General features: G+C 45.6%; 12 protein-coding genes. 4 read left to right on the top strand and 8 right to left on the bottom strand.

Features of this window, described 5'->3' with window-relative positions:
• Positions 1-20 precede the first annotated feature (20 nt).
• Both atpD and ACXAD4_RS10705 read left to right on the top strand, forming a co-directional pair.
• Positions 21-1,406: a F0F1 ATP synthase subunit beta gene (gene atpD / locus ACXAD4_RS10710; protein WP_475241240.1), complete on the top strand. Its 1,386-nt coding sequence runs from the start codon at positions 21-23 to the stop codon at positions 1,404-1,406.
• Positions 1,407-1,417: 11 nt separating this feature from the next.
• The gene (locus ACXAD4_RS10705) at positions 1,418-1,861 is read left to right on the top strand and encodes a F0F1 ATP synthase subunit epsilon (protein ID WP_475241239.1); all 444 of its coding nucleotides are present in this window, start codon (positions 1,418-1,420) and stop codon (positions 1,859-1,861) included.
• An 830-nt stretch (positions 1,862-2,691) separates the two neighbouring features.
• Here ACXAD4_RS10705 and folM read toward each other — a convergent pair.
• Genes folM through folX form a run of 3 tightly spaced genes read right to left on the bottom strand, consistent with a single transcriptional unit; the run spans position 2,692 to position 4,425 of the window.
• A complete protein-coding gene (gene folM, locus ACXAD4_RS10700) occupies positions 2,692-3,411 on the bottom strand; it encodes a dihydromonapterin reductase (RefSeq protein ID WP_475241237.1) in 720 nt (239 codons plus the stop codon).
• A complete protein-coding gene (folE, locus tag ACXAD4_RS10695) occupies positions 3,408-4,046 on the bottom strand; it encodes a GTP cyclohydrolase I FolE (protein ID WP_475241236.1) in 639 nt (212 codons plus the stop codon). Before folE ends, folM begins: the two co-directional genes overlap by 4 nt.
• A gap of 1 nt (position 4,047) precedes the next feature.
• Positions 4,048-4,425, bottom strand: a complete 378-nt coding sequence (gene folX, locus ACXAD4_RS10690; protein ID WP_475241234.1) for a dihydroneopterin triphosphate 2'-epimerase — start codon at positions 4,423-4,425, stop codon at positions 4,048-4,050.
• Between the two features lie 215 nt (positions 4,426-4,640).
• On the opposite strand from folX, the gene ACXAD4_RS10685 reads away from it, so the two are divergent.
• Positions 4,641-5,207, top strand: a complete 567-nt coding sequence (locus ACXAD4_RS10685; protein ID WP_475241233.1) for a CIA30 family protein — start codon at positions 4,641-4,643, stop codon at positions 5,205-5,207.
• Positions 5,208-5,295: 88 nt separating this feature from the next.
• Here the strand turns inward: ACXAD4_RS10685 and ACXAD4_RS10680 are convergent, their stop codons facing one another.
• The 5 genes from ACXAD4_RS10680 to ACXAD4_RS10660 form a co-directional block, all read right to left on the bottom strand.
• Positions 5,296-8,370: an efflux RND transporter permease subunit gene (locus ACXAD4_RS10680; protein ID WP_475241231.1), complete on the bottom strand. Its 3,075-nt coding sequence runs from the start codon at positions 8,368-8,370 to the stop codon at positions 5,296-5,298.
• The gene (locus tag ACXAD4_RS10675; protein ID WP_475241230.1) at positions 8,367-9,479 is read right to left on the bottom strand and encodes an efflux RND transporter periplasmic adaptor subunit; all 1,113 of its coding nucleotides are present in this window, start codon (positions 9,477-9,479) and stop codon (positions 8,367-8,369) included. Before ACXAD4_RS10675 ends, ACXAD4_RS10680 begins: the two co-directional genes overlap by 4 nt.
• 295 nt (positions 9,480-9,774) lie before the next feature.
• Entirely contained in the window at positions 9,775-10,410 is a 636-nt protein-coding gene (locus ACXAD4_RS10670; protein ID WP_475241229.1) for a response regulator, read from the bottom strand.
• A 1-nt stretch (position 10,411) separates the two neighbouring features.
• Positions 10,412-11,809: an ATP-binding protein gene (locus tag ACXAD4_RS10665; protein ID WP_475241227.1), complete on the bottom strand. Its 1,398-nt coding sequence runs from the start codon at positions 11,807-11,809 to the stop codon at positions 10,412-10,414.
• Positions 11,810-11,976: 167 nt separating this feature from the next.
• Positions 11,977-13,416, bottom strand: coding sequence for a glyceraldehyde-3-phosphate dehydrogenase (locus ACXAD4_RS10660; RefSeq protein WP_475241226.1), 1,440 nt, complete (start codon positions 13,414-13,416; stop codon positions 11,977-11,979).
• Positions 13,417-13,816: 400 nt separating this feature from the next.
• Here ACXAD4_RS10660 and ACXAD4_RS10655 point away from each other — a divergent pair, with 400 nt between their 5' ends.
• On the top strand, positions 13,817-15,433 hold the full coding sequence (locus ACXAD4_RS10655) for a response regulator (protein WP_475241225.1): 1,617 nt from the start codon (positions 13,817-13,819) through the stop codon (positions 15,431-15,433).
• The last annotated feature ends 12 nt before the right edge of the window (positions 15,434-15,445 follow it).

Raw genomic sequence — 15,445 nt, 5'->3', positions numbered from 1 at the left:
AGAAATTCCGAGGATAACAAATGAGTACGGGTAAAATTGTCAAAGTCATCGGCGCGGTCGTTGATGTGGAATTTGACCAGAACAGTGTGCCACGTGTGTATGACGCGCTGAATATTATCGATGGCGATCATGCATCGTTGGTACTAGAAGTCCAGCAGCAAGTTGGTAGCGGCATCGTTCGTTGTATTGCGATGGGTTCATCAGACGGCTTGCGTCGTGGTTTAACCGTAAAGAACACGGGTGCCCCAATTTCTGTCCCTGTCGGTGAAGCAACATTGGGGCGGATCATGGATGTATTGGGTACGCCGATTGATGAATGCGGTGAAATTGGTGAAGACGTGACTTACGCCATTCACCGTGAAGCCCCTTCCTATGAAGAGCAGGCAAACAGCACTGAACTATTGGAAACCGGGGTAAAGGTTATTGACCTTATTTGTCCGTTTGCTAAAGGCGGTAAGATCGGCCTATTCGGTGGTGCTGGTGTAGGTAAGACCGTAAACATGATGGAGCTTATCAACAACATCGCTAAAGCACACTCAGGTCTTTCTGTGTTTACCGGGGTAGGGGAGCGTACTCGTGAGGGCAACGACTTCTACTACGAAATGAAAGAGGCCGGGGTACTCGACAAGGTTGCGATGGTATATGGTCAGATGAACGAGCCACCGGGTAACCGCCTGCGTGTTGCGCTTACTGGCTTGACGATTGCAGAGCGTTTCCGCGATGAAGGTCGTGACGTTCTGCTCTTCATCGATAATATCTATCGCTATACCCTAGCCGGTACTGAAGTATCCGCTTTGCTGGGCCGTATGCCATCAGCGGTGGGTTACCAGCCGACATTGGCTGAGGAAATGGGGGTACTGCAGGAGCGCATTACATCGACCAAGAAAGGCTCGATCACTTCGATCCAGGCCGTTTATGTTCCTGCGGATGACTTGACGGATCCATCACCGGCAACCACCTTCGCTCACTTGGATGCGACCGTTGTGCTATCACGAAACATTGCCGCACTCGGTCTTTACCCAGCGATTGACCCATTGGACTCAACGTCTCGCCAACTTGATCCACTCATTGTGGGTCAGGAGCACTATCAGGTTGCTCGTGGTGTACAAACCGTGCTGCAACGCTACAAAGAGCTCAAGGATATCATCGCTATATTGGGGATGGATGAGCTGTCTGAAGAAGACAAGCAAACTGTTGCTCGCGCCCGTAAGATTGAACGTTTCTTGACTCAGCCATACCACGTAGCAGAGGTTTTCACTGGCCAAAAAGGGGTGTTTGTTTCTCTGAAAGAAACTATTCAAGGCTTTAAAGGGCTGTTAAGCGGTGAGTATGACGATATTCCAGAGCAGGCATTCCTGTACTGCGGCAATATCGATGAAGTTATTGAAAAAGCGAAGCAGATCTAAAGGAGTAAGTTATGGCAATTGGCGTTACTCAGAATACGTTCCAGCTCAACATTGTGAGTGCCGAAGGCCCGCTGTTTTCTGGTCCGGCCCATGCGCTGGCGATTGCAGGGTTCGATGGTGAATTGGGTATTCGCCCAGGCCACTCTCCTTTGCTGAGCCGGATCAAACCAGGTGTGGCGAGTTTCGTTACCGATCTAAAGGATCCTGAAGAAATCCTTTATATCTCGGGCGGGATTGTTGAAGTGCAACCTTCAGTAGTAACCGTGCTAGCCGATACGGCCTTGCACGGGAAGGATATCGACAAAGCTCGCGCGGACGAAGCACGTCGTGCAGCCGAAGAGAACATTGTTAAGCATGCAGACGATGTGAACTTCGCACAGGCGCAGATGGATTTGGCAAAAGCAATGGCACAGCTTCGTGCTGTTGAACTGAGTCAAAAACAAATGCGCCGATAAACTGACATTGATGCTGGGCACGGCTTACCGACCGGCAGCCCAGTTATCAACAAGGTTTCAGAAAAGCTTATTAAATTCCATTTTTTATAGTTGTTTTGCCCCGGACATTGAACGTTCGGGGCTTTTTTATCTTTATTAGGTTTACCGTTTCTAATCTTAATATCAATAAGATTGTTGATTCATATTTATTGCTAATGATTTGTGGGTTAATAATTGAACTGGATGTGCACTAGCGCTTAACAGATAGTGTTTAATATTTAATCGATTAAAAATGAATGGGCAAATTTGCTTGTAATGCCTGATCGAAATCCATACAATCCGCGGCGAAAATTTACTCTTATTGTTTTATATCTGACTTGTTAAGTCAGGGTGTTCACGTGCTCATTAAAAAATGATTAAAAGCACAAATTATAATTTTACGTTGTATTAGTTGGTTAGTTGAAATGAAAAAGCTGTTCTTACTTGTATCTATTCTAATCTCAGGTCTTGTTACTGGTTGTTCTTCGGTTAAGAGCGGTATGGAATCTCTACCATATTAAGAGCCTACAACAGAAGGCCAGAAAGTTGATCACACTATTGAGCATGCTCGTACTGCTCAAATGATGGTGTAAAATACTGCGCCTAAGCTTATGTTTTATAAGTAAATAATTAAAAATAAAAATTCCATGTGAATGGAAATAATATAATCATCAATATCTGATAGTGATAATTATCTAGTTTAAATGTTCGCATCTGCAATAATGCACAGGCTTTGATTAAGCTTTAAGGCAATTATTTTTATCATCATTGGTTTTGCTTCTCTTGTTGGATTGCTGCAAGAGAAGCTTTTTTTATTTCAAATGACGACCACCATCAAATTGTAGGTTTCTGCCTGTCATGAAACGACTATTTAGCAGCATCCTAACGCCCTCTATGATTTCATCGAACCCGGCTTCCCTTGGCAGTAGTGCTTTGGCGAGCGCTTTTTCTTTATAAGCTTCTCCATCTTCAGGGTTAAACTTGAGTAATGCGGGTGAAATTGAATTTACTGTGACTTCGGGGGCAAGTAGTGAAGCAAATGACAAGGTTAGGTTGTTCATAGCCGCTTTACTTGCGGCGTAAGCGATGTGTTTCTTACTGCCTTTCTCTGCCACGTAGTCGCCGATATGAATAACATCAGAATGACCATTCTCCCTGAGCTGGTCTTGTAATGCTAAGTTGATTTGGTAGGGGACTGCGACGTGGATCGCCATCATCTTTTGCATGACCTCAGCGGCACTTGTTTGTGTGTTCTCTATACCTTTTGGATCGGGCATCCAATCTGAGGCATTGTGAATAATGGCCCTGATTGTTGGATAGCGCTTTGACAATATCGCTATAAGGCTGTCAACCTGCTCTTGTTGGTAAAGGTCTACCTGATGCAATTCAGCGCCTAATTCTCTGAGTTCACATAGCTTTGTATATTCAGTGCGATATGTTCCCACAACATCATAGCCTTGTTGAATAAGTGTATGGGCTAGCTGGAAACCTAGGCGTTTTCCTACCCCAGTGATGACGACGACTTGGCTCATTGTAAGAACTCCGCACGAGTCTGTGGGTTAGTTTTGAATTGGCCACCTAGTGCAGTGGTGGTCGTACTAGAGTTAACATCCATCACACCTCTCGACTTCACACAGTAATGAGTTGCATCAATGGTTACGGCGACATTTTCTGTTTCAGTTAAGGTCTGAACAGCGACCAAAATCTGCTGAGTTAAACGCTCTTGTACCTGGGGGCGCTGGGCAAAGAAACGCACGATCCGGTTGATTTTGGATAAGCCAATAACTTTTGATTCTGGTAAGTAAGCGACTTTTGCGACACCGTCGATGGTGACAAAGTGGTGCTCGCAGGTGGAAGTGAGACTGATGTCCGACACTTTCACCATCTCATCGACACGCATTTTGTTTTCGATAACGCATATGTTGGGAAAGTTGTCGTAGTCGAGACCAGAGAAAACTTCATTGACGTACATCTTAGCGATTCGGTGTGGCGTTCTCGCAAGGCTATCATCTCTGAGATCTAACCCGAGCACTCCAATCACCTCTGTCAGTAGTCCTTTGATGCGCTCATACTTTTGCTCAGGGTTCATTTCGTTGGGTAACATGGGAGTTTCCAGCCCTTGCTGGATTAATGCCTGTTTAACCAGTTTTGCTTCGATATTCATCATGCTACTCACTTACACTTTCATCAGTGGAATAATTTAATGTTAGGGAGACTGAATCTGCAAATCGTAATGCGTGGGGTTTATCTATGGTCACTTGGGCATAACTTACCCATGGATGGTCAACACACAAACCAAGTACATCACTGGTGAGTTTTTCCAGTAACAAGAATTTTCCGTTCTCGACGTGATGGATGATGTTTTTGCAGATGGTTTTGTAATTTAGGGCGTTTTCAACATCATCGCTCAGGCACAAATTATTTGCGGGATAATGGATTTCAGCATTGATGATGATGTCTTGCTGCTTCTGCTTTTCTTCTTCATTAAACCCGATATACGTTCTTAGTCTGAGATTTGTAATCTTAATAATCGCGTTGTGTTTCATGATCGATTCTCGCAGTATTAGGTCTACCTTTAACGCAAGAGAGCTCGAAAAGGATCATGAACTTAGTCAACGGACTTAGTTGTGGATATCTACTTGTGTTCATTGATCTCTATGGTCGTTTAAGATGATCTTAGAGAGGGGCATAATCGTAACTAGCTAATGAAAACAAGATAATACGAGCATTGCTCGCTTAGAATTATTAGCCGGGGTGATTAATGGGAAAACTATTTTTGCTTGTTGCTTCCTTCATCTTCACAAACACAGTATCTGCATCAGGGGCGATAATGATTGACTTAACACAACCTAGTGAATACCAGAACTGGCAATCAACTAATGACAATGTGATGGGGGGGATTTCACAAGGGCAAATGACTTTTGATGGTCAGTCTAGTCTTTTCTCGGGGGAGTTATCACTAGCTAATAATGGTGGCTTTAGTTCCATTAACCGGCCAATAGAATCAATGCCTGCTGAGGTGGATCGAGTCGAACTCACATTTATCGGTGACGGTCGCCTTTACCAAATGAGGCTTGCGACATGGAAAAATGGTAATCGAATTACCTACAAGCACGAGTTTTCGACCGTTAAGGGGCAACAACAGAAGAAGGTATTTGATCTGAATAACTTCCAAGCGGTGTTTAGAGGACGAATTATCTACGATGCACCTGAACTTGCCACACGGGATATCAAACAAGTTGGGGTATTGATAGCAGATAAGCAACCTGGGCCTTTTTCAATTAATCTTATTCAGATTCAATTTCAAACCGTGCGCGAAACTGAATAGTTAAATGACTTAAAGTATTGCTCCAGTGGAAACAAAAGAGGCTCTGAATAATGTCAGAACCTCTTAAAGGGCTATGATTTTTCTGGCGTTATTTTGCTTTTACTCTGAAAAATACTGCATAGAGTACCGGCACAACCCCCAAGGTTAATAGGGTTGCACCTAGCAGGCCAAAGATAATGGCAATGGCCATTGGCTCCCACATAATACCTCCTCCAAGCCAGAGTGGGATCATGCCAACGACTGTCGTTGCTGTCGTCAGCAGTATAGGGCGCATACGCCGCTTTGCTGCTTCAATAATGGCATCGTAATGTTCAAAGCCATGCTCTCTCTCGATGTCGATACGGTCGATTAAGACGATGGCGTTGTTGATAACGATACCAGCGAGCGAAATGATCCCAAGTAAGGTCATAAAGCCAATGTAGGATTGGGCTAGGTGCAATCCTACTGCAACGCCAATTAATCCCAATGGAATTGTCATCAGAATAATGCTGGTTTTGCGGATACAGTTAAACTGCGCCATCAACAACAGCAAGATAATAACGGCAGCAATTGGCAGCTTGTCAAAAATAGACTTGTTGGCATTACCAGAAGACTCCGCCACACCTCCTAGCTCCCAGCGGTAGCCTGTCGGCCAGCTTTGTTGCTGAGCATTAAGCCATGGCCTAAGTTGCTTGTTGACCTCTGCAGCGGTGAGGTTAGGTGCCAAACTGGCCGAAACTGTTATGGCTTTCATCCTATCACGACGTGGGATCAATGCCGGCTGCCACTCTAAGTTGGCTTTGGCGACATGGCCAAGGGGAATGGAATCGAGCGTGCGGGTCAACACGTTCATGCTGGTTGGCAGATCTTTGCCATTGTATTGCTGGGAGCTGGCTTTAAGCATGATGGGGATAATCTCCTCATTCTCCCTGTATTCAGATATTTGGATACCTGTCGTGCTAGCTTGGATAACCTGCGCAATGTCGGAATTGTTGATCCCTAAGCGTTGGGCTTGGGCTTCATCAATATTGACGAAGAGGTTTTTGGTCTTGTTGCCCCAATCATCATTGATAGAACGAACACCGTTAATGGCGCTGAGTTTTTGTTTGACACTATCAGCAAGGCTAAATAGCTGCTCGGTGTCACTGCCCATAATCCTGACTTCGATAGGGTTCTTGATGGCAGCGCCATTTTCAATTTTTCGTGTGCTGTGAACGACATCGGGATACTGGCTGAAAATGTGCTGGTCGATATCAGCCATGAGCTTGTCGACCACTTCGCCGCTGGTGGTATTGAGTAAATAGACCGCGTAGTTAGGGCTTGCTGGCTTGGAAGTGTGGGAGAGCACATAGCGTGGCCCACCATTGCCAATAAATGCAGCCCAATTAGTCAGCCCTTCCTTATCTTTTGTTGAGTCAGATTTTAATGTCTCAAGATAGGCATCGATATTTTCTGTTACTTCCACGGTTTTACTCAGCGGAGAGCCAACCGGGAGCTCTATTTCTAGCTTGAATGTCGGATCTTCTGATGGCGGGAAGAAGATGACGGGAATAAACCTAAAACTGTAAACGGCGATGCCAAAAGCCACGACGACCACCGAAAGAGTTCGGTAGCGGTATCTCAACAGCGCCGACAATGCTTGGCTGTACAGCTTTTCTGAGCGGTTATCTTGCGGTATTTCTTGAGCTGGTGGTGTCTGTGCTGATTTTTTCACCTTCAAGAAAAGCAGGCAGAGCATAGGAATCATCGTTAATGAGAAGAACCATGATGCTAGCAAGGTGATGGAAACCACTTTGAATAGCGGGGCGGTGTACTCTCCGGTCGTTGATTCGGCAAGAAAAATCGGCAGGAAGGCGGCTGAGGTCGTCAGGGATGATGTTAGCAAAGACAGCTTGAGTTCACCGGCAGCATTGATTGCCGCATCAAATGCTTTCTGCCCACGCTCCATCCTGGTCATGATACTTTCCGCCATGACGATAGAGTTATCGACCAACATACCGAGCGCTATCATCAAGGCCGCAAGCGAGACCTGATCAAGACCGATTTGTAGCCAGTACATGATGCCGATAGTGGCGGCAATGGTCACTGGGATCAAGCTTGCGACAATCAGTCCAGTTCGAAGCCCGAGTGTGACAAGCATAACACCGGACACAACGGCGATGGCCTGGAATAGGTTGCTGACAAAACTATCGACGGTATTTTCTACCAGTTCGGGCTGGTAGGCGATGATTTCGAAATTGACTCCCCATGGGTAGGTTTGCTCCAGTTGCTCTAGCAACTCGTCGACTTGCTCGCCCAGTTTTACAATGTTCCCGCCGTCAATCATGGCGACGGCGAGAGCAAGGCTGTTGTCGCCATTGGTTGTTACCATAGAGCGCGCAGGCGTTTCGTAACCTCGGTAGATATTGGCGATGTTGCCAAGCGGGAGTACTTCCTGGGTGTTTGGTAACGGAACGAAAGTGCGTTTTAGTGACTCTACTGATTCAAGGTTGCCGCTTGGCTCAATACTCATGACCTCGTGCTCGGTATGCCATTCCCCACCGCTTAAGAGGGTGTTTTTGCTGGCTAAGAACTGCGCCAGATAATTGGGGGAAAGCCCGAGCTCTTGCAGGTGACTATTTTCGTACTCAACGAATATTCGTTCTTCCTGTGCGCCATAGATATCGACCTTGCCGACCAACGGCAGGCGTAAAAATTCATCACGTACTTGGTCGGCAATATCCTTCAGTTCACTGTAGTGATAGTCATTGGCAACGACCGATAGGACGATGCCGTAGACATCACCGTATTCATCATTGACAGAAGAGCGCCCCGCGGCGGCAGGCAGCTCGCTTTGCACGCCATCGACTTTACGGCGGAGAGAGTCCCAAACGGGGCGAAGGTTCTTATAGCTGTCTTTGATATCGACGGTGATAATCGACACACCATATTTCGACAGGCTGTTGACGCTGTCTAGCTCAGGCATTTCCTGAATCGCCTTTTCCAGCTTGTCGGTAACGAGCTCTTCAACATGTTTAGGCGATGCCCCTGGAAACGACGTGATCACTTGGGCAGTACGGATCGGAAAGCCAGGATCCTGAGCTTGTGGTATGGAAAGGAAAGAAGTAATGCCGAGCATAACAGCTGCTAGGATTATCAGTCCCATCAGCTGTTTTTTCTGCAAGGCTAGTTGAGTAATGTTCATGAGCGGCTATCCTCGACCAGCATCAAGACCTCCTGACCGTCATAGATCTGATTGAGCCCTGCGGTAATGACTTTTTGACCTTCAACCAGCCCTTGGGTGATCTCTATGGAGCCTGCAACAAACTTACCGGTTTCTATCTCTACTTTTCGAACGATGCCCCGGTTGTGATCTGTCGGCTCGAAGGTCATGACATAGCGTTGCCCATTAGACTCATTGACCGTATTCATCGGTACCCAAAGGCTGTCATTATTGACAAGGAAGTCACGGCTAATTAGCAACTCTGCGGCCATACCGGGGCGCAGTTTTGTATTGCGGGTGTCAATTTGTGCGGTGACAAAGTAGGTACCGTTGGTACCAGTGTTCAAACCAATTTCACTGATATGGGCGTCTAGGGGCTGCGACTGAGCAGCTGTGATAATGGCTTCAACAGGTTGGCCGATCCTAAGGCTTGAAACTGTGGCTTCAGAGATATTGGCTTTAACTTCCATAACACTGCCGCAACTCATCACGGCAATCAATTGTCCGGCTGAGACATTCTCGTTCTCGGTGACATAGGTTTGGGTGACCGAGCAATGCGCTTCACTGGTATGTAGCGTCGCGTAGTGAATTTGCTGTTGGCTTAAATCGACAGCCTGCTGCGCCTGATCGACCTTGGCGAGGTCCACCTGATGTTCGGCATTTGCAACGTCATAGTCCATCTCTGAAATCAGCTGCTTGGCATGGAGTTCTTTCATCCTCTGATAGCGGGATGTACTGGCTTTCGCATTGGTGGCCGCTTGCTCAAGCAAGGCTTCATTTTTTTTCAGCGCAAGCTGTAAGTCATCATCATTGAGAGATGCAATGACATCACCGGCACGTAGTCTGGTGCCAGCTTTTGCTGGAAAGTGCTCAATGGTGCCAGAGACCTGGAAGCTCAGGTTGGTCGTCGAGGCTGAAACCGTGGTTCCGGCAAAACGGTGTTGAAAATCTGCCGGGCTATTGGTGGCGGCTGTGATTCTAACGGGTCTTAATGGTGTTTGTTCTTCTTGAGGCGAATTATCTTGACAGCCAGCCAAGAGCATAGCGCCCATCATGATGGGCAGGGCAATGAATTGCAAACGATATGTCATAAATTTCTTTTCACCGAATGTATTTAGTGAGGAGAGAAAAACCACTTCGGCAGTTTCTGAATATACCAATAATTATCAGTTGAAAGCGAAATATATGAAAGGTGAGTGTGGTTAACAACACTCGATATTTATTTTGCAGACGATGTCATGAAATAGACTTAATAATAAATTAGGTTGAATTTATATTTGGTTAATTAAAATAATGACATCCGTTCAGGTATGATAACTCAAGCTATCAGATCATTTATTACTGATAGCTTGGGTTATCTTGATTTATTTTATTGTTGCTATTCGACTAGCGGTTAACTTGATGACGGAAGATTTGTGCGCCAGCTTTAGACAAACGATAGACCCGGTTGTCATCTTGAATAATCAGCCCAGTTTTCTTTAGTTGCTGGATGTGAAAGTTGAGTTTGGTGTGATCCTCGATATCCAGTAAATGGAATATTTCCATGAACTTCAACTCTTTGTTATCGGTGAGCTGCTTGATGATTTCACGACGGATCGGGTTAGACAATGCTGAGTAGACTTTATCGAGATTGAGTTCACTGTCTTCAGGGAAAAAAGCTTTCTCTGCAATACAGCGTTTAACTGTCATCAGCAGTTTAGCGCTATTGAATGGTTTGGCGATGAAGTCATTCGCCCCTTTTTGCATGGCATCAACGGCGATATCGACTGTAGCAAACGCGGTGATTAATACGATTGAGAGGTTAGGGTTTAGCTGGCGTAAGTTGGATATCGCTTCAGTGCCCGTCAAGCCTGGCAGTAAGTAGTCTAGGATAGCGAGGTCAAAAATATGCTCTTGGCACAGTGCCATTGCCGGCTCGGCACTTTCTGCTTGGTAAACATCATAGCCGGCATCTTCGAGAATATCGGTGATGTTTTCCCTTAAAAGCTGATCGTCCTCGACCACGAGAATTTTATGGCTCATATTAGATCTCCTTGGCCAATGTTGCGATGACGGTAGTGCCAACCCCTTTGGTGCTGTTAAATGTTAGGCTACCTTTTTGGTCTGCCGCTATTTGTGCGCAAATGGCCAGTCCTAACCCTGTTCCCTTACCGATAGGTTTGGTGGTAAAGAAAGGTTCAGCTGCTTTGTCTTGTGTTTGTATATCCATTCCGCATCCGTTGTCGGTGACTGATAAGAGAACATATTCATACCCATCAACAACCTTTTCCTCGAAACTTATCATAATGTCTTTATTATCATCTGAAGCATCAATTGCATTGCTGACTAAATTAATAATGAGCTCTTCAAGTTTTATAGGGTTGCAGAATAGATAAATAGTGTCGTTACCGCAAACAGAAATATTATAGCTTCTCGCTTTATGAGCCAGTAATTGCAGAGCAGAGGCGACAGCTTTACTGACGAGTGTTTTTTGGTTCACCTCTTCTGCTGAGCGAGAATAGTTGAGCAGGGCAGTACAAATTGTTGCTGCTCTATCTATTCCCAGTCGGGTTCTTTTCACCAAATCCAGTTGCTTTTGATCAGTTAAGCGGCTTTCCAGCATATCAAGTGAAAGTGTCGATGATCCCAGTGGGTTATTGATCTCATGGGCAACACCAGAGGCTAATTGGCCGATGGCTTTGTACTTGTCCGTTAAGTAGGCTTGATGGAGTTGGGACTCTACTAACCGCTCTTTCTCTTTATCGAAAACATTAAGGGCCAGATAGAGAAAAAGCAGTAGCAAATAGGCAACCCCGACACGTAAATAGAAAAAGCTGCTGTCCATTTCCACCGGAAAAGCACCAGCACTCAGGCTCATGAACAAGAAGGTATAGCCGGTGTAACGGAAGTAGCGACCGTAGGCTTTTTTATCGTCAGCGAGTTGGCGGCCGTAGCTGATCATGCACGCTCCGGCGATGAGGGTCGCCGGGAAGGCTAGGATAAACCGAGCATAAAGCTCAAGGCTCTCAATGGCATCTTTGTTTAGCTGGGCGCTTGATAGGCCATTGATAAAAATCATTAGATAAGCTGTAGAAGCGACAAGCAACACGACTCTCATGAACTGGCGTGTTTTTTTGCTCTGAACCACAGTTACCATCCAGGCAAACACCAGCAGGAACAGAAAGGCCAAGCTCAGTTTACTTAACCGCAGCCATTCAACGTAGATGGATTTGGGCTCTTGTATGCGGTCACCAAACAGGTTGACGTAGAGCTCTGACCATTCGTAGAACGCATACGCAAAGCTGAATGCGGCAAGCGCCCACAAGCTATGGGAAATGGTGAGCTTACTGTAGCGAAAGTTACGAAACAAAATGGCGCAGCCGATAGAGAAGAAGGCAAGGCCATAAAATAGGTAGACGAGGAATGTCGAGAAGTAGCTCATTTCAAACGAGTCCGAAGTGAAGTGCCGCTTCTTGAGGGTATTACGGTTTACGCAATTTAATCAACCTAAACAGTGTGAATGCAAAAAGAAAGCCGCCAGGAAACAGGCGGCAAAAGTGCTAGGAATATTATTGTTGTAGTGGTGTCGCTTGAAGTGATTAGCCAGTGCTATTTCACTTCAGGGTAAGTCTTATAACGGACGCCCATCATTTGTTCCATACAGTGGACAACCTGGCAGCTGTAGCCAAACTCGTTGTCATACCAAATATAAAGAACACAGCGTTTATCTTGGGCGATAGTTGCTGCGCCGTCGACAACACCGGCATGGCGGGAGCCAACGATATCACATGACACAATTTCGGTTGATTCGGTGTAATCAATTTGCCCTGATAGCGGCGAGTTAAGTGCCATGTCACGCAGGTAGGCATTCAGCTCGTCTTTCTCTGCCACGCTGTTTAGGTTTAGGTTAGCGACGGCCATCGAGACATTCGGGGTAGGAACGCGGATAGCATTGCCGGTGAGTTTACCTGCCAACTCAGGAAGTGCTTTAGCAACCGCTTTTGCTGCGCCGGTAGAGGTCAGGACCATGTTCAGCGAAGCGGAACGACCGCGGCGCTCGCCTTTATGGAAGTTATCAATCAGGTTCTGATCATTAGTGAACGAGTGCACCGTTTCGATGTGACCGGAATCAATGCCGTACTTGTCATTAATCGCTTTCAGAATTGGCGTAATGGCATTGGTGGTACAGCTTGCTGCTGAAACAATGGTGTCATCTTCTTGAATGACTGTTTCGTTGACCCCGAATACCACATTTTTCAGGTCGCCTTTACCCGGAGCGGTCAGCAGGACTTTTTCCGCGCCGTTGCAACCTAGATGCTGGCTCAGTCCTTCTCGGTCTCGCCACATACCAGTATTATCAACGACGAGCGCGTTATGAATACCAAATACGGTGTAATCCACTTCAGCAGGGCTGTTGGCATAAATGACCTGGATGTAATTGCCGTTGACGATAATCGCCTTGCGGTTTTCATCAACAGTAATGCTGCCGTTGAACGGGCCGTGCACGGAGTCACGACGGAGCAGGCTAGCACGCTTTTCCAAATCGCCATCTTTACCGCCACGCACCACAATGGCTTTTAGCCTAAGTGGGTAGCCTTGGCCACTCTTTTCAACCAGCAGTCGAGCTAGCAGACGGCCGATACGACCAAAGCCATACAGAACCACATCGCGGGTTTCTACAGATTGCGTGCTGTTTAGCGATTCCAGTAAGGCGGTCTGTAAGAAGTCACTGATATTGCTCTCATCGTCATTGGTAGACCAGTAGCTATATGCAAGCTGGCCAACATCGACACGGCATGGAGAGAGATCAAGCGTTGCCAGGGTTTGGAACAATGGCAGCGTTTGGGCTGGTGATAATTCAGAGCCGGTGTAGCGGCGGGAAAGACGGTGGGATTTAACGATATCGATAACTGAGGTATTTACGATTTGCTTGCCGAACATCAGGACTTCTACGCCTTTCTGTCGGTACAGCTGACCCAATAATGGGGAAATAGATTCAGCATTGGTTTGGCTTGTTTGCCAGTCTAGAAGGTATTTTTCTGGACTCATCGTTAGTTAGGACCTTTCACGTTAGGGAAGAGACCGCTAAGCGGTTTGTAATGTTTTTGTTATAGATTTTATGGCGGAGAGTGTAACGTTTGCGCGGTTTTTATCCTAGTAAAATTAACGGCTTAGAAATGTGATCTTGAGCAAGTTGAAACAGTGATGTAACGCAAGCTTTTAGTTGCTGTTATCTTGTGGCCCGTAAAAAATGCTCAGACTTATTTTTGAGCGATAACAAATCGTGTTAGCAATTTGACTCTCAATTTGGTGATGATTTCTTAAGAGGGAGTCTCTTGTTATTTTTCTATTAAATAACAATCGGTTAAGTATATGGTTTGTTGGCGCATATTTTGCTTGAGTGAATCTGACAGGTTCTAAGCCTTCACGATTTTACAGGAGTAATATAGTGGATAAACGTGCAGTAACAGCATCTGAAAAAAGTGCTTCGTTATTATCCTCTGCAATACTAGGGTTGTATCAGCATTTGTTAACCCGCAAGTGTATAGTCATAATGGGCGCAGTATCTTTGAGTGTGTTCTTGATGACATCTGTGCTGATGCTATTTAATGGTGGGGATAGTCCTTTATCATCAATATTCTTTTCGATTAAGCTATTGCTTTCGCTCATTCTAGTGGCTGCGGTTGCGATTTATGTTTTTCACACTCAGGTGACTCGTCCCATTGCTTTAATGACAAAGCAACTTGCACTCGTTGGGAAGGGGGAGGTTGATCTGCAAGAGTTGACCGACAAAGACTCTGAAATCGGCCATCTTGCTCGTCAAATCCAGTCAATTGACTCTAAGTTATTCTATCGGAATAACAAGTTATTACAGCTTAATAAAGCTTTGGAGCGTCAATCAATACAACTCAATAAAGCCCATCGGGTAAAGTCTGAATTTATGGTTAACATGAGTCATGAATTGCGGACACCAATGAATGGAATATTGGGGTTCATTCAATGCTTGCAGCAAAAGAATTTGGGCCGTGAATCGAATCAGCAGGTTGAGTATATCAAGGACTCTGCTTTTTCACTGCTAACACTTATTAATGAAGTACTTAACTTCTCCCGATTAGAAAGCAATCGGGTCGAACTCTGTGAAAGCAATTTTAATTTATGTCGGCTGGTTAAATCTTGCGTCACTTCAGTAGTGCAAGAAGCCAGTGGAAAAGGGCTAAACATTGAGGTAGTTACACCTACTGAAACGGATTGTGATTTTCATGCTGATGAACAACATCTACGCCAAATAATGACAAACTTATTGAGCAACGCGGTGAAGTTTACCGAGCAAGGGTTTGTTAAGGTTAATGTGGATTGGTTGAGAGAACTGGACGGAGAGGTCGAGATCTGTATCCGAGTGATTGACAGCGGTATTGGTATTCCTGAACGACAGTGCGAAGATATTTTTGATTCATACAAGCAAATCGATGGGACTATTTCTCGTAAATATGGTGGTACGGGATTAGGACTGGCGGTGTCTAGCAGACTATGTGAATTACTCGGGACTAAACTGCGGGTGAATAGTCTGGAAGGGGTCGGGAGTGAGTTTTCTTTCCGGCTGATGTTGAAAAAGGCGGAGAGTACCACCTCCCCTCAGTCGGTTGTTTTGAGTGATGATGTGGTATGCGACTTATCAAGCTATTCTCGGTGTCGGATATTGGTTGTTGAAGATCAGTATGTGAATCAGCAGCTGGTCATCGCTTTTCTTAAATCTATGGGGCTGTGCAATATAGATGTGGTCGACAATGGTGAAGAGGCGGTTAACTATCTTGAGCAAACCTTGCCAGATCTTATTTTGATGGACTGCCAAATGCCTATTATGGGGGGATTGGAAGCAACAAGAAAAATCCGTGAAAAGCAAAACTGCGAGCAGATCCCCATCATAGCGCTAACAGCCAATGTATTGGAAAGTGAAAAGCAACAATGCTTTGATGCAGGAATGGATGCTTATTTGGCAAAACCCATTATCAAGATTAACTTATTTAGCACTTTGCTCAGTGTGTTGAGTGCGGATGCGGTAAGTTAAAGCCCTTATATG

Source organism: Photobacterium sp. AWH4_225 (genome assembly GCF_056158405.1).
This window is presented reverse-complemented; position numbering and strand designations above follow the sequence as displayed.

Coding starts and splice junctions, on each gene's coding strand:
- atpD (WP_475241240.1), top strand. CDS start 21: ATGAGTACGGGTAAAATTGTCAAAGTCATCGGCGCGGTCGTTGATGTG.
- ACXAD4_RS10665 (WP_475241227.1), bottom strand. CDS start 11,809: ATGAGCTACTTCTCGACATTCCTCGTCTACCTATTTTATGGCCTTGCC.
- ACXAD4_RS10680 (WP_475241231.1), bottom strand. CDS start 8,370: ATGAACATTACTCAACTAGCCTTGCAGAAAAAACAGCTGATGGGACTG.
- ACXAD4_RS10685 (WP_475241233.1), top strand. CDS start 4,641: ATGGGAAAACTATTTTTGCTTGTTGCTTCCTTCATCTTCACAAACACA.
- ACXAD4_RS10675 (WP_475241230.1), bottom strand. CDS start 9,479: ATGACATATCGTTTGCAATTCATTGCCCTGCCCATCATGATGGGCGCT.
- ACXAD4_RS10670 (WP_475241229.1), bottom strand. CDS start 10,410: ATGAGCCATAAAATTCTCGTGGTCGAGGACGATCAGCTTTTAAGGGAA.
- folE (WP_475241236.1), bottom strand. CDS start 4,046: ATGATGAATATCGAAGCAAAACTGGTTAAACAGGCATTAATCCAGCAA.
- ACXAD4_RS10660 (WP_475241226.1), bottom strand. CDS start 13,416: ATGAGTCCAGAAAAATACCTTCTAGACTGGCAAACAAGCCAAACCAAT.
- folX (WP_475241234.1), bottom strand. CDS start 4,425: ATGAAACACAACGCGATTATTAAGATTACAAATCTCAGACTAAGAACG.
- folM (WP_475241237.1), bottom strand. CDS start 3,411: ATGAGCCAAGTCGTCGTCATCACTGGGGTAGGAAAACGCCTAGGTTTC.
- ACXAD4_RS10705 (WP_475241239.1), top strand. CDS start 1,418: ATGGCAATTGGCGTTACTCAGAATACGTTCCAGCTCAACATTGTGAGT.